The sequence below is a fragment of the Vibrio sp. JZG10 genome (genome assembly GCF_054064075.1).
The window spans coordinates 70135-91635 of the sequence record NZ_JBSUGE010000007.1 but is presented as its reverse complement, the minus strand read 5'-3'; the positions used below and the strand labels follow the sequence as shown (position 1 = coordinate 91635).

At 44.4% G+C, this 21501-nt stretch carries 21 protein-coding genes; 6 read left to right on the top strand and 15 right to left on the bottom strand.

What is annotated here, in order from left to right; genetic code table 11:
• The first annotated feature begins 27 nt into the window (after positions 1-27).
• Complete coding sequence (locus tag ACWYVB_RS10220) at positions 28-687, top strand: helix-turn-helix transcriptional regulator (protein WP_005397228.1); 660 nt, start codon at positions 28-30, stop codon at positions 685-687.
• A gap of 18 nt (positions 688-705) precedes the next feature.
• On the opposite strand, the gene ACWYVB_RS10215 is transcribed toward ACWYVB_RS10220, so the two are convergent.
• Both ACWYVB_RS10215 and ACWYVB_RS10210 read right to left on the bottom strand, forming a co-directional pair.
• Positions 706-954 carry a YkgJ family cysteine cluster protein gene (locus ACWYVB_RS10215; RefSeq protein ID WP_395222176.1) on the bottom strand — a complete coding sequence of 83 codons (249 nt, stop codon included), beginning with the start codon at positions 952-954 and terminating at the stop codon, positions 706-708.
• Positions 955-1081: 127 nt separating this feature from the next.
• A complete protein-coding gene (locus ACWYVB_RS10210) occupies positions 1082-1330 on the bottom strand; it encodes a GlsB/YeaQ/YmgE family stress response membrane protein (RefSeq protein WP_005397239.1) in 249 nt (82 codons plus the stop codon).
• Between the two features lie 188 nt (positions 1331-1518).
• On the opposite strand from ACWYVB_RS10210, the gene ACWYVB_RS10205 reads away from it, so the two are divergent.
• Entirely contained in the window at positions 1519-1959 is a 441-nt protein-coding gene (locus ACWYVB_RS10205; RefSeq protein ID WP_065645037.1) for a YcgN family cysteine cluster protein, read from the top strand.
• A gap of 271 nt (positions 1960-2230) precedes the next feature.
• Entirely contained in the window at positions 2231-3829 is a 1599-nt protein-coding gene (locus tag ACWYVB_RS10200) for a mechanosensitive ion channel domain-containing protein (RefSeq protein WP_395222268.1), read from the top strand.
• A 69-nt stretch (positions 3830-3898) separates the two neighbouring features.
• On the opposite strand, the gene ACWYVB_RS10195 is transcribed toward ACWYVB_RS10200, so the two are convergent.
• From ACWYVB_RS10195 to gap, 10 genes are all read right to left on the bottom strand, one after another.
• Complete coding sequence (locus tag ACWYVB_RS10195; RefSeq protein ID WP_395222175.1) at positions 3899-4183, bottom strand: putative quinol monooxygenase; 285 nt, start codon at positions 4181-4183, stop codon at positions 3899-3901.
• Between the two features lie 17 nt (positions 4184-4200).
• On the bottom strand, positions 4201-4596 hold the full coding sequence (locus ACWYVB_RS10190; protein ID WP_054868006.1) for a VOC family protein: 396 nt from the start codon (positions 4594-4596) through the stop codon (positions 4201-4203).
• A gap of 151 nt (positions 4597-4747) precedes the next feature.
• Positions 4748-5047, bottom strand: coding sequence for a ribbon-helix-helix domain-containing protein (locus ACWYVB_RS10185; RefSeq protein ID WP_031780613.1), 300 nt, complete (start codon positions 5045-5047; stop codon positions 4748-4750).
• Positions 5048-5182: 135 nt separating this feature from the next.
• The gene (locus tag ACWYVB_RS10180; RefSeq protein WP_257082660.1) at positions 5183-6760 is read right to left on the bottom strand and encodes an alkaline phosphatase; all 1578 of its coding nucleotides are present in this window, start codon (positions 6758-6760) and stop codon (positions 5183-5185) included.
• A 397-nt stretch (positions 6761-7157) separates the two neighbouring features.
• Positions 7158-7517: a hypothetical protein gene (locus tag ACWYVB_RS10175; RefSeq protein WP_047010122.1), complete on the bottom strand. Its 360-nt coding sequence runs from the start codon at positions 7515-7517 to the stop codon at positions 7158-7160.
• 251 nt (positions 7518-7768) lie between these two features.
• On the bottom strand, positions 7769-8716 hold the full coding sequence (locus ACWYVB_RS10170) for a ChaN family lipoprotein (protein WP_395222174.1): 948 nt from the start codon (positions 8714-8716) through the stop codon (positions 7769-7771).
• Between the two features lie 97 nt (positions 8717-8813).
• Positions 8814-9641, bottom strand: coding sequence for a 23S rRNA (guanine(745)-N(1))-methyltransferase (gene rlmA, locus ACWYVB_RS10165; RefSeq protein WP_258459652.1), 828 nt, complete (start codon positions 9639-9641; stop codon positions 8814-8816).
• A 96-nt stretch (positions 9642-9737) separates the two neighbouring features.
• Positions 9738-11774: a methyl-accepting chemotaxis protein gene (locus ACWYVB_RS10160; protein ID WP_395222173.1), complete on the bottom strand. Its 2037-nt coding sequence runs from the start codon at positions 11772-11774 to the stop codon at positions 9738-9740.
• Positions 11775-11973: 199 nt separating this feature from the next.
• Positions 11974-12858, bottom strand: a complete 885-nt coding sequence (locus ACWYVB_RS10155; protein ID WP_395194116.1) for a D-hexose-6-phosphate mutarotase — start codon at positions 12856-12858, stop codon at positions 11974-11976.
• Positions 12859-13016: 158 nt separating this feature from the next.
• The gene (gap, locus tag ACWYVB_RS10150) at positions 13017-14012 is read right to left on the bottom strand and encodes a type I glyceraldehyde-3-phosphate dehydrogenase (protein WP_012841556.1); all 996 of its coding nucleotides are present in this window, start codon (positions 14010-14012) and stop codon (positions 13017-13019) included.
• Between the two features lie 337 nt (positions 14013-14349).
• On the opposite strand from gap, the gene msrB reads away from it, so the two are divergent.
• Positions 14350-14760 carry a peptide-methionine (R)-S-oxide reductase MsrB gene (gene msrB / locus ACWYVB_RS10145; RefSeq protein ID WP_005396508.1) on the top strand — a complete coding sequence of 137 codons (411 nt, stop codon included), beginning with the start codon at positions 14350-14352 and terminating at the stop codon, positions 14758-14760.
• Positions 14761-14874: 114 nt separating this feature from the next.
• Here msrB and ACWYVB_RS10140 read toward each other — a convergent pair whose 3' ends face one another.
• Entirely contained in the window at positions 14875-15696 is an 822-nt protein-coding gene (locus ACWYVB_RS10140; RefSeq protein WP_114323307.1) for a DUF2989 domain-containing protein, read from the bottom strand.
• 101 nt (positions 15697-15797) lie between these two features.
• Here ACWYVB_RS10140 and ACWYVB_RS10135 point away from each other — a divergent pair, with 101 nt between their 5' ends.
• Entirely contained in the window at positions 15798-16082 is a 285-nt protein-coding gene (locus ACWYVB_RS10135; RefSeq protein WP_005380700.1) for a YeaC family protein, read from the top strand.
• A gap of 99 nt (positions 16083-16181) precedes the next feature.
• On the opposite strand, the gene ansA is transcribed toward ACWYVB_RS10135, so the two are convergent.
• Positions 16182-17195 carry an asparaginase gene (gene ansA / locus ACWYVB_RS10130; RefSeq protein ID WP_046874512.1) on the bottom strand — a complete coding sequence of 338 codons (1014 nt, stop codon included), beginning with the start codon at positions 17193-17195 and terminating at the stop codon, positions 16182-16184.
• A 164-nt stretch (positions 17196-17359) separates the two neighbouring features.
• Positions 17360-19210 (bottom strand): signal peptide peptidase SppA, encoded by a 1851-nt coding sequence (gene sppA, locus ACWYVB_RS10125; protein WP_012841560.1) that lies wholly within the window; start codon positions 19208-19210, stop codon positions 17360-17362.
• Positions 19211-19434: 224 nt separating this feature from the next.
• On the opposite strand from sppA, the gene ACWYVB_RS10120 reads away from it, so the two are divergent.
• A complete protein-coding gene (locus ACWYVB_RS10120) occupies positions 19435-21447 on the top strand; it encodes an NADPH-dependent 2,4-dienoyl-CoA reductase (RefSeq protein WP_168187874.1) in 2013 nt (670 codons plus the stop codon).
• Positions 21448-21501: the final 54 nt, after the last annotated feature.

Here is a 21501-nt window from a genome sequence, read left to right as displayed (position 1 = left end):
CTCCAGTTTTTGCTAAGGGAAGTAACATTGCTACTAAAGAAACTCACCAAGAGTGATCTCGATATTTTGAACTCTATGAAAAACGTCGTGGATGGCATTGCACGTATGTATGGTGAACACACTGAAGTGGTTCTCCACAGCTTAGATGCCGAAGCGCCGGAAATCATCAAAATCGCAAACGGGCACGTGACGGAACGCAGTGAAGGTGCCCCAATTACCAACTTAGCGAGAATGAAGTTAAGAGAGGGCAAGGATGTTTCTGATTCGTACCTGACGAAAACATCGAACGGAAAGACCTTGCACTCCATTACGACCATTGTCAGAAATCCAAAAAACAAACCGATTGGTTTGCTGTGTATCAACGTGGATATGGATGCACCGATGCAGGCGTTTTTAAAGGCAATGCTGCCTCAGCAACACACCGAGTGTTGTGTTGGTGGCGCTCGATCACCAGAAACGTTTGCGCGTAATATCGATGAAACCATCATCAGTACGATAGAAACCGTGCAAACAGAAGTGTGGGAAAATGAAGCCATTGCGCCTTCTAAACGTAACCGTGAACTGGTGACGCGACTGCACGGCTTAGGCATTTTTAAATACAAAGATGCTGTTTTAATGGTTGCAAACCATCTTGGCATTTCGCGCGATACCATCTACTTGTACTTACGAGAGCTTGGTAACGACTAAACGGGGGCTCTGAATAGATTAAGTAAGTTGCTCTAGCTCAGTGATGTTGTCGAGCGCTTCTTGGTTGGTTTTGCCACACACAACCGGACACGGTTTAAAATCGTGACAAACGTTAGGGCGCTCAGGCTTACCAAACAGCTTACACAAATTATCATCGTTGAGTTGTACGCAACGAACACTTGCTGGTTTGCCCTTGGGCATTCCAGGTATCGGTGAAGAGATACTTGGCGCAATACAGCAAGCTCCGCATCCTAGTCGACAATCCATAATGTAAACCTCTTAAAAATTGAGGGGCAATTATGGTCATTTTGACGTGGATTGGAAGAGTCGCCTAAGAAAAAAATAAAAAGGAGCACTCAATAGAGTGCTCCTTTTGGCTTCTAAACCGTTGTGATCATCTCAAGAAGCGGTTGTAAACAAACAGCAGAATAAATGCGCCTAGCGTTGCGGTGATTATGCTACCGATATTTACGCCAGTTGCCCCGCCGAAACCCAGAATACCGCCAAGAAAGCCGCCGACAAACGCCCCAGCAATACCGAGTAGCATTGTCGCAATCCAGCCACCCCCATCTTTTCCTGGCATGAGCCATTTTGCGAGTGCACCGGCGATTAAGCCCAAAATAATCCAAGAAATAATACCCATGAAAACTCCTTAATGCCTTCTTGATCAATTGAGTAATGGAAACTCGTTTAAGGATAGAACAGTAAAGCGAAAGTAGTTGAATATCTCTACTGTTATGTGTGAATGATTCGAGATCTTCTCAAAACTTGAACTTTTGCGTCGAGAGGGGTATAAATCGCCCCCTAAATTCCCTTGGTGAGACCTGAAGTATGAGCACTCCATTTTGGCAAAGTAAATCGTTAGAGCAGATGACAGAAGAGGAATGGGAATCTCTCTGTGATGGTTGTGGTAAATGTTGCCTGCATAAGCTAATGGACGAAGATACCGACGAAATCTATTACACCAATGTGGCCTGTAGCTGGCTAAATAGCAAAACGTGTTCTTGTAAGGATTACCCAAATCGTTTTACTTCGGGTGAAGAGTGCACCAAGCTGACGCGCGAAGACATCGACGATTTTACTTGGCTGCCGCATACGTGCGCTTACCGCCTGTTGGCTGAAAAGCAGCCTTTACCAGAATGGCATCCGTTGATTACGGGCTCGAAATCTGCGATGCACGCGGCGGGCGAAAGTGTCCGCAATAAAGTGGTATACGAGATTGATGTGGTGGATTGGGAAGACCACATTCTGAATCACCCCAATCGCCAGTAGTTAAATGTACACAAGCCTTTCATCTAATAATGAAAGGCTTGTTTGTTATTGGGTTTCTCAACTTTGACGCCCAACTAACGAAATGCTGCTCAGTTTATTATTTAGTGTTGTAAACTTAGGTATATAATTTCAAGGCTTTACACTTCTATTCTTGGTCGTTTTGATCAGAACTGTTCCCTAAGAGGTAAACATGACGTTTCATTTCCCCCAGAAAATACGCCTGACATCTTGGGTGGTATTATTCGCGCTCATCCTCGGTATGATGGCCCCGATGGTCATCAATGCGAAAGATATTCAGGATACGCCAGAGCCCTCTGCTGCCGAAACTTCTATTGATAACTTGAATCGAGAAATTGTGGATTTATCCCAAGGTCTCTCGCAAGCGAGTGGTGATGAGCGCGACGCGCTTCAACTGCAGCTGTTCCAAAAAAATGAAGAGTTAAGAAGTCAGTTAGCATCAGCGATTGAACGTGAAACTATCCCTCGTGACAAATTGATCTCCTTGGTTAAAAAGCAGGAAAAATACTCCGAGGACGCCACGAACTATCTGTCGGAAAAAATAAAGAAAGTCGTTGAAGATTTAAATAAAGCCAAGGATGAAGAGAAACTTGCTCTTGTTAATGATTACCGAGAGTTACAGCATTACCTCGATGTCAGCTTCGATTCAAGTTGGCAAAACCTTGCTTGGCTGAGAGAGTTAGGGGCTCAAAATGAGCGCGCAGAAGCGGAACTAAAGGATAAAGTTGATAAACGCATGCGTTTGCTGTCTGCCTCAATTGAGTACTTGAGTCAGCAAAGTGAGATCATCGGCTCTCAACTTTCGTCAAGCCCTGAATCGGAAAAAGCGTCACTGCAGTTAAGTCAGCTTATTACTAAGCAAAGACTGAATATTGCGACGGAAAGCCTACGCAATTTAATTTCGATTGGCGATAAAGTCGGTTTAGAAACGTCCGAATACAAACGCCAAATTTTCGAAGTGACAGGGAATATCACCCACGATTTACTGAATACTAAAGTAGTGTGGTCAATACTGAGTCATTGGTCCAACTCGGCACTAGACTGGTTTGCCGAAAATGCGCCGCAGCACATTTTCCAGCTGTTTGTATTTGCGCTGATTTTATTGATCGCTCGTGGGCTCGCGAAGTTAACGCGCAAAGTGGTCAGCAAAGCGGTTTCATCGAAAAACTTAAAACTCTCACACTTGATGCAGGATTTCTTTATCTCAATGTCCGGCAAGTTCGTGTGGGTGATTGGTATCATGGTGGGCCTATCTCAGCTTGGATTGAACCTAGCACCGATCCTAACCGGTTTTGGTATTGCTGGTGTGATTATCGGCTTCGCTTTGCAAGACACCTTGTCCAACTTCGCGGCGGGTATGATGTTGCTTATTTACCGCCCATTTGATGTTGGTGACTTTGTGTATGCTGGTGGCGTGGATGGTAAGGTAAGCCATATGAGTTTGGTGAACACCACAATCCGTACGTTTGATAACCAAATTATTATTGTACCTAACAGTAAAATTTGGGGAGATGTCATTAAGAACGTCACACACGAGCGCATTCGCCGTGTGGATATGGTGTTTGGCATTGGCTATGCGGATGACTTGCTGAAAGCCGAGTCAGTGCTGTCTGATATCATTACTTCTCACCCTGCAGTACTTCGTACACCAGAGCCGATGATCAAAGTGCATACGTTAAACACATCATCTGTAGACTTTATTGTTCGTCCTTGGGTAAAAACTGATGATTATTGGGACGTGTATTGGGATGTGACAAAAGAAGTGAAACTGCGCTTTGACCGAGAAGGCATTTCGATTCCTTTCCCACAACAAGATGTGCATTTGCACATGGTAGAGAAGCAAGACGCGTAATCACAGCCACAACAGTACGAAAAGGCACTCTAGTAAAGAGTGCCTTTTTATTTGCATTAAGCGGTGTTTTTACAGTTCGTTAAAGAACGCCAATTTCGGTTCGCATTCTAACAAGTTGTCGATTTGGCTAATCAAAAGAGAAAAGTGTTCTGTTTTACCATGAAGATCGAACGCTTGTTGGTCTTTAAATTGCTCTTGAAAAACGAAGTGGCACGTATTGTCTTTATCTTGGAATAACTGATAACGAACACAACCTTCCTCATTGCGAGTGGGTTCAAGTACTCGGGTGAGCACTGCTTTCAGTTCTTGTTCTTTTCCCGGTTGTGCGTGAAAGGTAGCAGTCAAGTGAATCATGATGTTTACTCTTTTTGTTATAGGTAACGCCCTTGGCGTTGTAAGAACTCAATTTTGTAACCATCAGGATCAGTCACAAAAAAGAACGTTGCCAAATGCTTTTGTTGGTGATCAAAAGCTTTGATGTCACCCGCTTCAATACCGAGAGATTTTATGCGTTTGTGAGTTTGTTCGATGTCCTCTACGCTGACAGCAAGGTGACCGTAGCCTGAGCCGTGAGTGTAAGGCTCAGTTTGATCGTGATTGTGTGTTAGCTCTAATTCAAAGCCAGTTTCTTCGTTGGCTAGATAGGTCAGAGAAAAACCATCAAAGATGTATTGGTCTTTGATTTCTAGCTCAAGTACGTCGCGGTAAAATTGTAGAGAACGGTCCAGATCGCAGACTCGGATCATGGTGTGAATCATTTTTGTCATGGGTACTCCTTGATAGTCCGCATAGGTTAGCGAGTTCAAAAGGAGTCTGGGTAGTACTCTAGTACGACAAATTAGAACATGCTCAATGGCTTACAACTCTGTTGCATAGCCTATGAGGGTTATTGGTAGGTTGGTCAGAGGTTGGTTGTTATTAAGTGTTTAGTTGTGTCAGTGCTTGACGAATCGTCTCTTTAGGCTGGCGAGCGTAAGTGAGACAGGCGCAGCGGAGTAGGGAGGCAAAGTTGTTTACTTCACCATTGTATTCGAGCGCTTCTTGATAGACCGTACTAATAAACTTAGGAACAGTCATGTTTTGAGCGTTAGCAATTTCCTCAAGAATCGTCCAAAAGCTCGCTTCAAGTTTTACACTTGTGGCGTGACCATCAATACGGATAGAGCGGGTGATGAACTGATAGTTGTCTTGGGGCTGCTTAGCAAATATTTCGCACATTTTCTTCATTCATATAATCAAAGACCTATAATTATTGAGGTTTATTGTTTAAAACGTCAACTATTTTCATGCATAAAAAACGCTCCCTTACGAGAGCGTTTGAACATCACGAGTCGTGAAGTAAGTGCAAGCCGATTATTTGATTTGTTGCTTTAAGTACTCACCTAACTGAGAGTGGTGCATGATTTTTGATACCGGAAGGATAGTTTCTGCCGGCCCCCAAGCAAATACGTTGACTGGGGTATGCGTATGAGTACCCGTTCCCCATACTGTGTTTTGCTTTGTTGCATGCTCACGCGCTAGCAAGTTGCCACGGTCGTTGTAAGGAAAGAACGCATCAAAGTCATTGATTGTAGGAACGTTCTCTTCGCTTAAGTATTTGTGTCCAGCGAGTCGGTATGGATTTGGTTTACTTGCTAATACGCGTTCTGCTTGCTCAGGCGTAATCGAAAAAGCGCTATTTGCATTCACAATTTCTGCAAACTTCTCTGGTGTTTGAGCTTTCTTATCAAGCGCTTGGAATTCGCTGATCATACCGTAGTAGCTTTTCTTCTGGTTGTATAAACCATCGAGGATTTCGAACTGACCAAAGTTGAAGTTTGGCGCGTAATCTTGATTTTTGAATGCTTCGCCGTCGCGTTTTTGCGGTTTAGGCAAGTTTGCTGATGAGTAACTAAAGCCGAAAGAACCAGTCTCGTGATCTGCGGTAACAATGATCAGTGTGTCATCACGGCCTTTTGCCCACTCATAAACCGAGTCTACCGCTTCGTCGAACTTAAGCATTTCATGCAGCATCGTACCCGCATCGTTACTGTGGCCAGCCCAGTCAATTTGACCGCCTTCAACCATCAAGAAAAAGCCGTCTTTGTCTTTTGAAAGAATGTCGATTGCTTTGGTGGTCATTTCTTCCAGTGATGGCTGCGTACGTTTTGGATCGTTTTTGCTTTGACTGTAGGCAATACCATCGTTCATGCCAGAGTAAGCAAAAAGTCCAAGTAATTTGTCACCTTTAGCTTGTGTGAGCATATCGCGGCTGAAAGCCAGGTTGTAACCTTGGTCTTGCGCCTCAGTAAGCAAGTTGCGCTCATCTTTACGTTTCGACTTTAGGTAGACATTACCTTCAGTGAGCTTTTCAAGTTGCTCGTATGTCTCTCCCTTGTCGTTTGTCGACTTTGGAATCCAATGACGAAGTCCGCCAGACATCATCACGTCAACGCCAGTTTCTAGCATGTCCGCCGCAATACTGTTTTCTAGAGAACGGTGTGGTTGATGAGCGGCAAATGCGGCTGGCGTTGCATGAGTCATACGTGTATCAGAGACGAGACCCGTAGCCTTACCTTTGCTTTTGGCTTTTTCCAAAATGGTTTCAACGTGGTTGCCTTGGCTATCAATGCCAATGACTTCAGAAGCGGTAGGTATTCCTGTTGCTAGCATCGTTGCGGAGCACGCAGAGTCGACGACAATCGCGTCTTCTGGATTAGTCAGTGATGATCCAATCACACCTTCTTGAGCGAGTTTATACAAAGCGGTAGTTTCGCCTTTGTAAATCGAGTTAGGTGCGTGTTTGGCGTAGGTCTCTAGTAGACCAACTTGTTGAGGCCCCATGCCATCGCCGATCATCAAAATAACGTTTTTGATTTCGGCCGAGAGTGCATTAAAAGAGAGGGTTGATGCTGCCACTGCGGTAACGATTGGAGATACTAAGCGCTTCATTATATTTTCCTTGTTTATTGAAAGCGCTGGCATTAAAACAATGATTTATGACGATTTTGTGTCGGTAATAAAAGTTTAACTAAAATGTCGTCTTTGCTTGGGTTTGTAGAAAAAGTGAATCAACCTCTAACGTTTGTGAATTTAGAAAGAAGAAAGCCCACAAACGTGGGCTTGGATTGCGCTTAGGAGTTGAAAGCATGGACTAAAGTTATCCATTCAGTGCCTTCACAAGAAACCTAGTTTAGGGAGCAATAAACGAGTATGCGTTCTAAGGTCATAAGAGCGGTCGAATTGAGGAGTATATAACCTACGTTTACGACATATCGTTCTTTGACGTATCAAATTATGGGCTGCAGTTAGTGATTTATTCAAATAGGATTTATTGTCGTAACGATTATTAGACCAACGCTAATATGATGCCACCGACAGTGAGGGCCGCAGAAAGGTATTGACCCGCAGAGTATGAGCCGTCTTCTTCTTCCTCGATTTTGTCAGGGTGATCCATGCCAAGTGCGCCATGTGTAAAGGACTCCACTTTTTCACCAACAGATTTATCTTCTGCTTCTACTCTCTTACTGTCGTGTTCGATTTGCTGCAGAGCGGCGAGGAGTGCTTTGCCCTCCGTAGACAGTGTCACCTTATTGTGTTCGACTTTTAGCGGTGAAGCGTTGCCTTCCTCTTGTGCAATACTTGTTTGCTTAGAGGCGACAGATTGTTTGGCATAGCTATTAACAGAAGTGCTTCCTACTGGATTCATCGAATACTCCTTGGAACATCGACACTCGGTCACTGAGTGCGGGTAAAAAGCAGTTATATTACTATCGGCGGCAAAGTCTATTTCTGAAGCTATTTGGATAAAAACAGGTCTGCTTTTGCCGCTTCTGGTTTCTATTCGTGATCATTAGCAAAAAATAGACCAGCAGGAAGCAGACCGTTGTCACTCTATGAACTCGGAGCACTGTGATGATGCAACGCAACGACAAGGTAGTAACTTAAATTGGAGACCAGCTACTTACATTGAAGATCGCTATTGCGCTTAGTGAGGTGTTGATATGCAGCCATGCGGTGAGCATCTTGTACATACCGTACTGGTGGTGCAAGAACCTCTAACTGATAATCAGTATTATCAGCAAGCACATTATCTGTTGGGCTAATTACAACCACTCTTAAGCTCGGGTTGCGGCTTAAGATGGATGCAGCCGTACCTAACCCTTGCTCGGTATGAAACTTGCCCGCGACATGAACAACCTGAGCACCTGGTTTGGCGGTTAGGTAGTTAACAATAGACTCTGCCATGGTTTCATCCCAAGTTACTTGAGCTGCAAACTGTTTCTCGGTTTGTTCTGGTTTCCCATGATGCATGGATGCCATAAACTTCTCTTTGTATGGACTACTGGCCGTGTTGATGGATTCTGCAATAAACGTTCGCTGCTCATCATCGAGCTTGTTAACGTAGTCTATCCCCTGACGACCAATACATCGGACAATGCCCTTTGGTGCATTCGCTGCAATCACCGGGAGATTTTTCTGCTTAGCAAACTCAACGAGAGGGCGATAGTCGCTCTCATAATTGGGCCAAGCATTGGCTTGTTTCATCAAGTACTGTTCACCGATTTCCCCACGCAGGTAAGCGTCAACAACAGGTTGTTTGTCGCGGGTAAATTGTTCCATTGATAACGCGAGTGGGCGGTCATAAGATGAAAGTTGTTTGAGCATATCGGTTTGAAAGCGATGAACGCCGGCATGTGTGTGCCATTCACCAATAAGAATAACATCTGCTTGTCGCAGCTCTTTTGGTAGTTTGCTTAGAGCGATGTGCTCGCCAGAAGGGGTGTAAAGTTGGTAGTCGTAAAAAGTAGTGACTTCCGCAGAGGTAGGGTGAGAGTTGGTTGATGGAACAGAAGAACAACCAGTAAGTAAGCCAGCAAAGAGCAAGCTTAAAATAGAAAAGCGCATTGAAAAGCCTCCAAAAATGTCCGGATGATATTAATGGAGGCTGAGCAATGAATCAATATAAATGATAACTATTTGCGTTTGTTGACTGCCACTATTATTACTGAGTGGACTTTTTGCGATATACGCGCAGCATAAAATCAGCCTCACACTGATAGAGTGTAGCGGACTTCAACTTTTCACGAAGTGCATCGGTTGCTTTCCATGCGAATGGCGTCATTTGCAATAAATCGAATGCGGCCCCGTTCTTCAAATTCATAACATAGTTAAGATGTTGTTGATGCTCTAATTCATATCCTTCAATGTGTTCTGGCTCTTCACTGTGAAGACGAACATCTTGATAAATGCGTTCACGTAGTTGGTATAAGTGACGGCTTGCAGGTGTCACCGTGATGACCACACCGTTCTCTTTTACAACGCGCTGAAGCTCTTCTGCCTTGCAAGGGGCATAAATGCGCAAAATAGCATCTAAGGATTCATTCGCGAAAGGAAGCCGATGGCTAGAAGCGACGCTAAAGTGACACTGTGTGTAGCGCTTCGCCGCATAACGAATCGCAACTTTTGAAATGTCCAGTCCATATATCGTCGCATCGTCCGTTTGCGTTTGTATCGTTTTCTGCACTTGATCCGTGTAGTAACCCTCGCCGCAACCAATATCTAATAATTGATGATCGGTTCCCTCTGTGTATTTCGCACACAGCTGCGCAACCTCTTGGCGCATTGGGTTGTAGTAATTCCCCTCAAGGAATCGACGACGAGCTTGCATCATCTCTTTATTGTCACCAGGATCTTTAGAACGTTTGTGGTGCGCTGGCATCAAGTTAACGTAGCCTTCTTTTGCTAAGTCAAACTGATGATTGTTTTCGCACTTAAACGTTTTTTCATTTAACGCTAGAGCTTGGTGGCATAAAGGGCATTGATAGTTCATGACGATCTCGAACAGAAAGTAGGGCGGCAAATTCTATCAAAAAGCGTGGTCTCAAGTGAAACAAAAAGAGCCGATGGAATCGGCTCTTATTAAGTATTAGTGGAAGAAGTCGACTTGCTCTTTCAAGTTCCGAGCTTGTTGTTGCAGTTCAATGGCACTTTGCGAGGTTTTCGCGCTGGTGTCGCGGCTTTCTCGGTTTAGCTCACTGATAGAATGGGCATTTGCAGCAATTTCTTGGGATACTTGCGCTTGCTCTTCTGAGGTCGCAGCAATGGCGTCGGCTTGAGACGCTATCGACTGGACTTGTACTGCGATGGCCTCTAATGCTGTACCTGCGTCTTGTGCTTTGTCTAAGACTTGATTGGCACTGCGTTGGCTGTCGGTCATCATATTAACTGCATTGTGAGTAGAGCCTTTTAGCTTCTCAATAATTTCAACTACATCCTGAACTGAGCTTTGTGTACGGTGCGCAAGTGTACGCACTTCATCTGCTACAACTGCGAAGCCACGACCTTGCTCACCTGCTCGTGCGGCTTCAATGGCTGCATTCAACGCGAGTAGGTTGGTTTGCTCTGCAATCTCATCAATCATCTTAGTGACGGTTTGAATACTCTCACTATCGCGATTGACTTGCTCGATAGCCGCTGCTGATTGATCCAACTGATCGTTAAGTTGAGCAACATCGATACATACGCCTTCAACAATCGCGAGACCAGATTGACTATCGGTATTCGCTGAGCGTACATTTTCCGCAATACTTTCGACTTGTTGGGCAACCGATTGAGCAGAAGAGGCCATCTCTTCGATCGCCGTTACCACTTGTTCGACTTCTTCTTGTTGGCGGTCAGCTTGGGTTAAATTGCTATGGGCATCATTGGCAACGCTGTTGGAGTTGCTCTCTACTAAGTCGCTTGTGGAACGGATCTTACCAACAAGTCCATTGAGTTGACTTGCCATACTGGCGACACCTCTATTCAGGTTCGTAATTTCATTTTTTGATGCCTTACGAGACGATGGGACGTTCAAGCTGACCTCGCCGCCCGCCAAGCGAGTCATATAGGAGTTTAGAACGGTCAGAGGTTTTAAGCTGCGATTCAAGAAAAGTGTCAGTACAACAAAAGTAATGATTGCCGCTACCGAAGAAATGATGGCGATAAGTTTGAGTAGTGTATCACTGCCTTTGGTCACTTCTTTGATGAACGTACCACCCAGTAGTTTCCAGTTCCAGCCTGGTACTTCGGTAAACACTAAGTACTTTTCGCCGACTGTTGAGCCGAATTGGTAAGGGTAGAGAATTAATCCGCTCTTTTGTTCAAAAATTTTATGGAAAGGCTTATTACCCTCGTAGTCACGAACTTCTGTGATTGAAGGGTCGGTTGCACTTTTAGTCGGATGGAGTAGGTACTTACCAAGATTGTTGTCGTCGTTGTCGACAATGATGGTATAGCCAGTATCGCCCCATTTAATCTCTTCTAGCGCATCGAATAGCGTTTGTGTTGCTTGATCTACGGGTAAACCAATAAACGATAACCCTGCAACTTTTCCTGTTGCATCTTTAATTGGAGAGTAATAGGTAATGTAGCGTTCGCCGTACAACTTTATTTGAGCGTAATATGGCTGACCAGCTTTTAGTTGCTGATAACCTGGGTGGTCGAGACCTAGTGTGGTTCCCACTGCTCGTTGATCTTGAGGATCTTTTAGTGAGGTAGATACACGGATAAAGTCATCTCCTAAAGGCGCGAATAAAGTCGCGATAGCACCAGTATCACGTGTGAAGCTATCGACCAGCTTTGTGTCGTTAATTAAGCTTTCACTGTATTGAGTGATGTTTGGTATTTCATGACCCATGAAATCAACGGTATAGTTTTCGACATAAACACCGGCAAGGTAACCATTACGAAAAGTGGACTCGAGCACTTTAGCGGTATGCAGATAAGCATCGAATTGGCCAGCAATGGTTTTAGCCATCGACTCTACTTTAGATTGGTGCTCTTTAAGGGTGCTTTCCAATAGAACATCGGAAGCGTTACGGTAAACAAGCGCAGCAATACTGCTGAAAGCAATGAATAGACACAAAGTGATAACCAGCTTTAACTGGAATCCGACACTTTGATTTCGGTATCTCTCTAACATAGATCAATTCCTGATATTTTTATTATTTATGAGTTTTGTATCGGCATGCTATCGGTTTATATGATCGAATTTTTTGATATTTATTAATGAAATAGTCAAAAGTGACTGATAACCAATAAGTTAGTTGAGAGAGGACCATCTAAGTGGGGCTTTTATTACAAAAAAGGCCGGGTATCCCCGACCTTTGAGCTGGTTACAACTACTGCACTGAAATTACAGTGACAAGTTCATGAGTCTCACCTGGCTGGAGCGTTTTACCTTGCTCGATACTTGGAGCGTGAACAGTAGATTCAACACACAGCATGGTTTGGTAACCATCGTCAGCCATATCTGGCATACCTTGTGCACCTTCTGCCCAAGGGTTCCAAAGTACCGCGGAGTTATGACCATGGTTTTCCACGCTTAATGTACGATTCAGTTCCGGATCTTTTACCAAAATTTTCGCTTCTGGTTGCGTGTAAACGCGATCAATGGTGTCTGTGAGTTGCAGAACATCACCACCTTGGCATACCGCATCAGCTTTCAAGCTATCAATGTACTCGGCACCCATGCCTGTTGTTTGTGCTTGCTTAATGTCTCCAACGTTTAGGTAAGTATGTAACGCGCCAGAGAAGGTCCAAGCTTCGTCATCGATGTTCATGACTTTGAGTGTCACTTTTAGCTCATCGCCAACTTCAACCACTAAACGAGCGTCAAACATATGTGGCCAAATATCGTGGATTTCTTCTGTCGGGAACAGAGCAAGTTCAACAATCACGCCGTTATCGTTCTCGCGATGTTCAACCAGCTCCCATTCAGCAGTACGTGCGAAACCATGAGCCGGTGCTGCAATACGGCCAAACCATGGCCAGCAAACGGGAATGCCGCCTCGCAGGGCTTTTTTCCCGTCGAAAATCGCCTTCTCGCTCATCCAAATCAAATCTTCATGACCAGCAGGAGTGAACGAAACAACGTGACCACCATGTAAGGATATGCCTGCTGTCGCTTTCTCATGAATAACACGTACTACTTTGACCTGATCAATTTCAACGACAGTAACGTTATCAGATAACACGGTTAGAGCTGGGAGAGTTTTTAAATCCATGTGCTGTTTCCTATCATTGGGGAAAGTAGGGTTTCGACATCCGTCGCAAATACAATGCAACAGCGCCGAGGTATTCTCTCAAATTCCAGATACAAAAAAGGCGACTCTAGAGCCGCCTTTTCTTTAACGAAGTTATTCGCTAATTGCTAACTATCTAATTACTTAGAGATGTGAGCGATTAGGTCTAGAACTTTGTTTGAGTAACCGATTTCGTTGTCGTACCAAGATACAACTTTAACGAAGTTATCAGTTAGAGCGATACCAGCTTTAGCATCGAATACAGAAGTTTGAACTTCACCGATGAAGTCTTGAGATACTACTGCATCTTCAGTGTAACCTAGAACACCTTTTAGTTCGCCTTCAGAAGCTTCTTTCATTGCTGCACAGATAGCTTCGTAAGATGCGCCTTCTTTTAGGTTAACTGTTAGGTCAACTACAGAAACGTTAGCTGTTGGTACGCGGAAAGCCATACCAGTTAGTTTGCCGTTTAGTTCTGGAAGAACAACGCCTACAGCTTTAGCAGCACCAGTTGAAGATGGGATAATGTTTTGAGAAGCACCACGACCACCGCGCCAGTCTTTAGCAGAAGGACCGTCTACAGTTTTTTGAGTTGCTGTAGTAGCGTGAACTGTAGTCATAAGACCAGATTCGATACCGAACTTGTCGTTAAGAACTTTAGCGATAGGCGCTAGACAGTTAGTAGTACAAGAAGCGTTAGAAACGATGTCTTGACCAGCGTAAGTAGCGTGGTTAACGCCCATTACGAACATTGGAGTAGCGTCTTTTGAAGGACCAGTTAGAACAACTTTCTTCGCGCCAGCTTCGATGTGCTTACGTGCAGTCTCGTCAGTTAGGAAAAGACCAGTTGCTTCTGCAACAACGTCAACACCGATTTCGTCCCACTTAAGGTCCGCTGGGTTGCGCTCTGCAGTAACACGTACAGTTTTACCGTTAACGATTAGGTTACCGCCTTCAACTTCAACAGTACCGTTGAAACGGCCGTGAGTTGAGTCGTACTTAAGCATGTATGCCATGTAATCTACGTCGATAAGGTCGTTGATACCTACAACTTCGATGTCAGCACGCTCTTGCGCTGCACGGAATACGAAACGACCGATACGGCCAAAACCGTTAATACCTACTTTGATAGTCATTATAGTTGCTCCACAACTTAATTTCTGATTAAAGATAACTGGTAGTAAAATTACAGAATCCAGTAAACATCTGCAAGTGATAATCGGACTTAACTTGTTTAAAGTCAAAAAAAAGCGACGCTTTTTTTAACAATTCTTCGCAAATGTTCGTTTTTTAAACTTTTAACTGATTCTTCTGTAGTCCAGTTGGCGTAATATAACTGGTGAGATAAGTGCTCTTATCAAATTAATTACGCATGGTGTCCTAGTGAGAAAGTATGTGCTACAACTGTTAAGAGAAGCAAGTTTTTTGCTAAAAAAGTCAATACCAAAAACAGTAAAGAAGGAGCAGAAAGTCGTGGAACAAAACGGGAAAAAAGTGGCGAAGTCAGATGAGCAGTGGCGTGAGCAACTTTCTGAAGAAGAGTTTCGTGTCTGCCGAGAGCAAGGTACAGAACCGCCTTTCAGCGGTAAACTACTGCATAATAAAGAGACGGGTGTTTATGCTTGTACCTGTTGCAATGCCCCTCTCTTTGTCTCTGATAACAAGTATGACTCTGGCTGTGGTTGGCCAAGTTTTGATGCGCCCATCAATGATCAAGCGGTGCGCTATTTAGAAGATCTGAGTCACGGAATGGTACGTACAGAGATTCGTTGTGCCACATGTGATAGCCATCTAGGGCACGTTTTTGAAGATGGCCCACAGACCACGGGTGAGCGTTTTTGTGTTAATTCAGTGTCGTTAATTTTCAACAAATCAGAACAATAACGACAAAATTGTGCTCGATAGTGTTTTATCCTTTCAATACGATTTGTTGTAAGTAGAAAATAGAGTGTAGTTTGCCCAAAGAAAAACTCCCGCCAATTGCGGGAGTTTTTTCGTTTATATCTCTTTGGGTATCATTGCTGGAGAGTAGTTTCCTCTCTCTATGGCTTTTGCCACCGATTCAGCTAATTCATCTAGCTGCTGATATTGCTCTGCATGACTAAAATTAAACATACGCTTGAGCTGCTTTTCATCAGCAAGCGGGACGTCGAATCTTTTTGCAACCATTGCCCACAGATACGCGCGCTCTTTTTCTCCAAGCCCTTGATGAATGCTTGCCATTGATTTGAGAATGATCGGATTAAGGTTGTCTTCATCCGATAAAGACAACGCTTTATTCAGCAGTATTAACGTTTTCTTGGCATCTCGATTAGTATAGAAAGTAGCTAATGCATATTGCATCTCAGCAGTATTTAACTTGGGTGAGCCTTCCATTTGTAAAAATGCGCGACGAGCTTGGATGTCACCCGTTTGAGACCACAAAAAATACAAAGTAGCCGGGTCTTCTGAGCCTTTTAACTCGTTTACGATGCGTTCTAGCTCATCAATACTGTGTACCAAAGCGTTAAAACGCTGTCTCTTGAGAGCACTTTGATCAATAGGTGTGATCTGAGAGGCGAGTTCTAAGCATTTTCTATATTCAGCGACCAGACCGTATTCGATGATTTGGTTGGCTTCTGATGGTTTTTTCAATTGCTCAAACCGATGCCATACTAAATTTGTTCTGGGAACTCGACATTGCCCGTCATCCATATTGAGCTGTTTGCAGCGCAGCTCTGGTGTTTTTTGGCACAACTCTTCGGTTGTCACGTTACCTTCGAAACAGCCCGTTAGTGCGAGACTTGTGAGGCTGAGAAGTAACCAGTGTGTTCTTTTCATGGCTTTGCTTGTGATCCGTTACACCAATTCATTTTCGTATTCTTGACTCAGTTTCTTAACCCGTTATGTTCTGTAAATAGAATGTAATAAGAAGGTACATTATGGACGCAGAACAACTATTACAAGCGATGACTCCAGAAGTTTATGATCGCTTAGTCTATGCAGTAGAAACGGGAAGATGGCCAGAGGGTACAACACTTTCTAAAGAGCAGCGAGATTCGTGTATGCAAGCTGTGATGTTGTATCAATCAAAACATAATACTGATGCGCAGCATATGACGGTTGCGGCAGGTGGTGAAATCAGCTTTAAATCGAAGCAAGAACTTAAAAAACAATTTAGCGGAGAAGAGAGCGACATTGTTCGTGTCAATCCGAACATTGATTAAGTGTAACCTTTGATTTTACAGAGTGTCGTTTACTACTTTGACTTTAAAAGAAAAAAGCCCAATCTCTATTGGGCTTTTTAGATCGTAGTAAGCTTGAATTTATAGGCTCATCTCACCACGCAGTACTTGCTGCATTCTCTCTTTCACTTCTTCGTAAGAAAGGTTTTGGCTTAGAAGGTAATGCAGTTTTGCTAGTGCCGCTTCTGGCGTCATGTCAAAGCCGCTGATAACTCCAGAGTCTGCCAATGCACAACCCGTGGCGTAGCCGCCCATATTCACTTTGCCTGCCAAACATTGAGTTAGGTTCACGACAATAACGCCGCGCTCAGAGGCTTCTTTTAGGTGGCCCAGTAGCTCAGGGTTTTGAGGCGCGTTGCCGACACCAAAAGTCAGAAGAATCATCGCATTTACAGGCTGACGAAGCGTATTACGAATAACTTCATGTGATATACCAGGATACATGGTGATCACACCGATTGGTTGTGGCGTGATGTTGTGAACCTTAAACTCACCTTCTGGTTGTGCACCAACGGTTACGCTGTTGCTTACTTGAATATTGATCCCAGCTTCCAGTAGTGGAGGAAGGTTTGGTGAAGTAAAGGCATTAAAACCGTCCGCATGAGATTTTGTGCTGCGGTTACCACGCATCAACTGATTATTGAAGAACAAAGTCACTTCGTTGATCGGGTAGTTTGCGGCAATATGCAGAGCATTCAATAGGTTTGCTTGACCGTCAGAACGCAGCTCCGCAAGAGGGATCTGTGAACCTGTAACAATCACTGGCTTGCCAAGATTTTCAAGCATGAAAGACAATGCAGATGCTGTATATGCCATGGTGTCAGTACCATGTAGGATGACGAAACCATCGTATTTGTCATAGTTGTCACGAATATCATCCGCAATCTGCTGCCAGTCGGCAGGCGTCATATCTGATGAGTCAATCAGAGGGTCGTATTCGTGGATAGTGTAATCCGGCATTTCAGGACGGTGAAACTCTGGCATGCTTGCTAGTTGCTTTTCCATAAAGCCAGCAACAGGCACATAGCCGTGATCCGATTTTTGCATTCCGATGGTGCCACCGGTGTAAGCGATGTAGATGTGTTTTCTAGTCATCGTTTTTTCTTTCATGTAGGGGAACAGAGGCGGGGATTATATACCTAAATAACCTTGAGATGCGAGGCTATGCGCACAGCATCAGAAAGTCATCTGAGGAGATGTTGAGCGTAATAAAAAGGGCACCTCAAGTAGAGGTACCCTTTGTAATATTAATGAAAAAGCTACTGCACTTGGCAGTTCAAACAAAATGCGTATTGACCTTTAGGATCGTTAAAGCTTTGTAGCAAGCTTGCGTCTTGTTCAAACTGTTGAGCTACGGGTTGAAGACTTTTTGGTAGCAAGCTGGTTGCATCAATACCTAGAGAGACTTTCACCTGTTTCATGAACTCTTGTAAAAATAGTTCAGTGGGAGAAAGCGGTTCTTCTACCCAGTAAATGCCGTAATCGGTCACATTCGCCAGTTTCGCCGCTAGTTCTACGGCATCATCAAAGTCACCCATTTGGTCAACAAGACCAAAGGATAGGGCGTCTTGTCCTGTCCAAACTCGACCTTGAGCGACGTTGTCGACTTCCTCTAGAGACATATCGCGATTCTCGCCAACCAAAGAAATAAAGCGCTTATAACCGTGCTCGATACCTAATTGGAATACTTGAGACGCGCCGTCAGAAAGGCCAGTGGTAATACCGTCACCAGAGAACGGCGATGTGCCAACGCCATCAGTATTAATGCCTAACTTGCTAAAGCCTTTTTCAAACGTGGTGATGACACTAAAAATACCAATGGAACCCGTCAGTGTTGTTGGCTGAGCAACGATCTTGTCTGCGCTCATTGAAATCCAATAACCACCAGAAGCGGCTAAACTCGACATGGATACAACAACTGGCTTGCCTGCTTGTTTCAGTGCTTCTACTTCGTTGCGAATCACTTCAGAGGCAAAGGCACTACCCCCAGGGCTATCTACTCGCAACACGACCGCTTTCACCTTTTCATCATTGCGTGCTTGACGCAACAAGCTTGCGACGGTGTCACCTCCGACAGTACCACGAGGTTGTTGACCATCCATAATCGCGCCACTGGCTAGAACAACGGCGATATCGTGCTGAGGTAGTGTGTAATCAGGGCGAATCGTTGCAAGGTAGTCGTAGTAACCAATCGCGTTGTAGCTGTCTTTGCCGTCACTACCAAACTGCTTTGCAAATAGAGTGCGAATGTCTTGGCGTGTCGCGAGTTCATCAACCAAACCCAGTTTAACCGCGAGCTGAGCAAGATCACCGTCCACTGACTTCATTTCGTCAATCAGCTCATCCATGGTTGGGTTAAGCACTTTCGCATCAATATTTCGGTTTGTCGTTACGTCATCAACAAAAGCACTCCACAATTGAGTAACCCAACGTGTTGCAGACTCTTTCGCAGCATCGGACATGTCATCACGAATAAACGGTTCGATAGCGGATTTATAAGTACCTACGCGAAAAACATGAGTAGAAACATCAAGCTTTTCCAATAACGTTTTGTAGTACATTGAATAGGCACTGTAACCTTTAATCAATACGCCGCCATCCGGTGCCAGGTAAACTTTATCAGCGTAACTTGCCAAGTAATATTGGCTTTGGTTGTAGAAATCACCTACAGCGTAAACTGGTTTACCTGACGCTTTAAATTCGTTCAACGCTTTCGCGATGTAACGTAATTTCGTGAGATTTGTTTCTGGCATGTCTCGCAGTGCTAGCACTAATCCAGACACTTTAGGATCGTCTTTCGCGTAGCGAATAGTATCAACGATATCGAAAAGGACGTTTTCTTTCGGTAACTCATTGCCCAAAAGGGAACCAGCAAAAGAGTCCATTGGATTTACATAGCGTCTTTGTTCGACAATCGGACCTGAAAGATTCATCACCAATGCCGACTCTTTTTCGACGACGGGTTGACCGTCTCCGGTATAAGTAAAAGCAAAGTAGAAAACGGCAATCATCAGCAAGAAGATCAGGTTTGCCAGTGCGAGTCTGATAAAGGTGATGCTCTTCCATATCCCTTTAAATATCAAACCAATAAATTTGAAGAGTTTTTTCATCTTGTCTCCATAACGAGATAGTTACGCCGAGTCTAACAAAGTATGGGTTCTTATCTCTAAGATCTCAAAAGATAACATTTTTTTAGCTTATCACGACCACTCAACAATTGGCATATTTTCACGCGAGATTGATCGGTGTTACAAAAATGTAAACGCTTGTTTGATTTTTTGGTTGAGCGGGCTTAATCTGGTCAGACCATGATAATAACAATGGATGTTAAGTGATGTCTGCCATGTACCCAAACCTATTAAAGCCACTGGATCTCGGTTTTACACAATTACGAAACCGAGTCCTGATGGGATCAATGCACACGGGCTTAGAAGAGCACAAAGAAGGATTACAGAAGCTCGCGGCTTTCTATGAAGAACGCGTGAAAGGCGGTGTTGGACTGATTGTAACCGGAGGTTTTTCTCCGAACTTACGCGGTCGTTTGCACCCATTGAGTGCTGAGTTCAGCAAGCCAAAGCATGCCAAGGCCCACAAAGTTGTGACAGAAGCGGTGCACAAGCACGGTGGCAAAATTGCCCTACAAATTCTTCATGCTGGGCGTTATGCCATGCATCCATTCTCGCAAAGTGCGTCTGGCATTAAAGCGCCAATTGCAAAGTTTGCTCCGAGTGAAATGAGCGACCGCCAGATTAAGAAAACCATTGATGCCTTTGCGAACAGCGCTGAGTTAGCCCAGCTTGCTGGTTATGATGGCGTCGAGTTAATGGGCTCGGAAGGTTACCTGATAAACCAATTCTTATGTAAGCGCACGAACATGCGTTACGACGAATGGGGTGGCAGTTACAAAAAACGTATGCGTTTTCCGCTAGAAATTGTCAAAGCGGTTCGTAAGGCGGTGGGCGACAAGTTCATCATCATTTTCCGTCTCTCTATGCTGGATCTTGTCGAGCAGGGCAGCACATTTGAAGACGTTATCGAATTGGCGAAAGCGCTTGAAGAGGCTGGCGTCACGATTATTAACACTGGCATTGGTTGGCACGAGGCTCGAATTCCGACCATTGCGACTCAAGTACCACGCGGTGCGTTTACGTGGGTTACGGAAAAAGTTAAACCTCACGTTTCGGTTCCTATCATCACTTGTAACCGAATAAATACGCCAGACGAAGCAGAACGTATTCTATCTTCTGGGCATGCCGATATGGTTTCGATGGCGCGCCCATTCTTGGCTGATCCTTACTTTGTTGCTAAAGCCGAACAGGAAAAAGCGCAGCTTATCAATACGTGTATTGGTTGTAATCAGGCGTGTCTAGATAACGTGTTTAAAGGTAAGCGCGCCAGTTGCTTAGTGAATCCACTTGCGTGCTATGAAACCGAAATTGTTGTTGAACCAGCCTTTAAGAAGAAAAACATTGCCGTTGTCGGAGCAGGTCCGGCGGGCTTGGCTTGTGCGACTACACTGGCTGAACGTGGCCATAAGGTTGATTTGTTCGAAAAGAACGACCGCATCGGCGGTCAGTTCCGTCTTGCTATGCAGATCCCTGGTAAGGAAGAGTTTCGAGAGACGATACGATATTTCGCTAATCGTATTGATGAAACAGGCGTGAATCTGCACTTATCGACGGAAGCGAACTATGACCTACTAACAGAATACGATGAGATCGTGATGGCGTCGGGTGTCGAGCCACGTAAAGTCAATATTGATGGAATTGAGAACCCAGAAAAAGTCGTCGACTATCAAACACTCATTCGAGACAAAACGCCAGTCGGTGAGAAAGTGGCTATCGTTGGTGCAGGTGGTATTGGCGTAGATGTCGCGACCATGCTCACAGAGCCAGTTGGACAAACGTTGGATGACTGGTTGCATGAATGGGGAATCGACAAAGAGATGTCTCAACCGGGTGGTTTATACCCTTACCCTGATGCGGTCAGCGATAAAGAAGTCTGGGTGCTTCAGCGTCGTAAAGGTCGCGTAGGTAAAGGTCCGGGTAAAACAACAGGTTGGATCCATAAACGTACCCTTGAAAAAAGGGGCGTACATTTAGTCGGTGGCGTGTCTTACGATAAAATTGATGATCAAGGTTTGCACATTCATGTAGATGGAAAAGAACAATTATTGAACGCGGACAAAGTCGTCATTTGTGCGGGGCAAGAGTCTGTTCGTCCATTTGAAGATAAATGGTCTGAACTCGGAGAGAAGATTCATATCATTGGCGGAGCTGACCATGCGGGTGAACTTGATGCTGTGCGTGCGATTCGTCAAGGTGTTAAATTGGCGGTAAAACTCTAGCTTTTTAATGTGTGTTTACCATGAAAGCTGCGCTTTGAGCGCAGCTTTTTTTGT

What these genes read in the sequence shown, in the direction of transcription:
- ACWYVB_RS10160 (WP_395222173.1), bottom strand. Translation starts at nt 11,774, where the DNA reads ATGTTAGAGAGATACCGAAATCAAAGTGTCGGATTCCAGTTAAAGCTG.
- ACWYVB_RS10155 (WP_395194116.1), bottom strand. Translation starts at nt 12,858, where the DNA reads ATGGATTTAAAAACTCTCCCAGCTCTAACCGTGTTATCTGATAACGTT.
- ACWYVB_RS10190 (WP_054868006.1), bottom strand. Translation starts at nt 4,596, where the DNA reads ATGACAAAAATGATTCACACCATGATCCGAGTCTGCGATCTGGACCGT.
- ansA (WP_046874512.1), bottom strand. Translation starts at nt 17,195, where the DNA reads ATGACTAGAAAACACATCTACATCGCTTACACCGGTGGCACCATCGGA.
- rlmA (WP_258459652.1), bottom strand. Translation starts at nt 9,641, where the DNA reads ATGAACTATCAATGCCCTTTATGCCACCAAGCTCTAGCGTTAAATGAA.
- ACWYVB_RS10195 (WP_395222175.1), bottom strand. Translation starts at nt 4,183, where the DNA reads ATGATTCACTTGACTGCTACCTTTCACGCACAACCGGGAAAAGAACAA.
- ACWYVB_RS10205 (WP_065645037.1), top strand. Translation starts at nt 1,519, where the DNA reads ATGAGCACTCCATTTTGGCAAAGTAAATCGTTAGAGCAGATGACAGAA.
- ACWYVB_RS10180 (WP_257082660.1), bottom strand. Translation starts at nt 6,760, where the DNA reads ATGAAGCGCTTAGTATCTCCAATCGTTACCGCAGTGGCAGCATCAACC.
- ACWYVB_RS10140 (WP_114323307.1), bottom strand. Translation starts at nt 15,696, where the DNA reads ATGAAAAGAACACACTGGTTACTTCTCAGCCTCACAAGTCTCGCACTA.
- ACWYVB_RS10170 (WP_395222174.1), bottom strand. Translation starts at nt 8,716, where the DNA reads ATGCGCTTTTCTATTTTAAGCTTGCTCTTTGCTGGCTTACTTACTGGT.
- ACWYVB_RS10200 (WP_395222268.1), top strand. Translation starts at nt 2,231, where the DNA reads ATGGTCATCAATGCGAAAGATATTCAGGATACGCCAGAGCCCTCTGCT.
- gap (WP_012841556.1), bottom strand. Translation starts at nt 14,012, where the DNA reads ATGACTATCAAAGTAGGTATTAACGGTTTTGGCCGTATCGGTCGTTTC.
- sppA (WP_012841560.1), bottom strand. Translation starts at nt 19,210, where the DNA reads ATGAAAAAACTCTTCAAATTTATTGGTTTGATATTTAAAGGGATATGG.
- ACWYVB_RS10185 (WP_031780613.1), bottom strand. Translation starts at nt 5,047, where the DNA reads ATGTGCGAAATATTTGCTAAGCAGCCCCAAGACAACTATCAGTTCATC.
- ACWYVB_RS10120 (WP_168187874.1), top strand. Translation starts at nt 19,435, where the DNA reads ATGTCTGCCATGTACCCAAACCTATTAAAGCCACTGGATCTCGGTTTT.
- ACWYVB_RS10210 (WP_005397239.1), bottom strand. Translation starts at nt 1,330, where the DNA reads ATGGGTATTATTTCTTGGATTATTTTGGGCTTAATCGCCGGTGCACTC.
- ACWYVB_RS10215 (WP_395222176.1), bottom strand. Translation starts at nt 954, where the DNA reads ATGGATTGTCGACTAGGATGCGGAGCTTGCTGTATTGCGCCAAGTATC.
- ACWYVB_RS10135 (WP_005380700.1), top strand. Translation starts at nt 15,798, where the DNA reads ATGGACGCAGAACAACTATTACAAGCGATGACTCCAGAAGTTTATGAT.
- ACWYVB_RS10175 (WP_047010122.1), bottom strand. Translation starts at nt 7,517, where the DNA reads ATGAATCCAGTAGGAAGCACTTCTGTTAATAGCTATGCCAAACAATCT.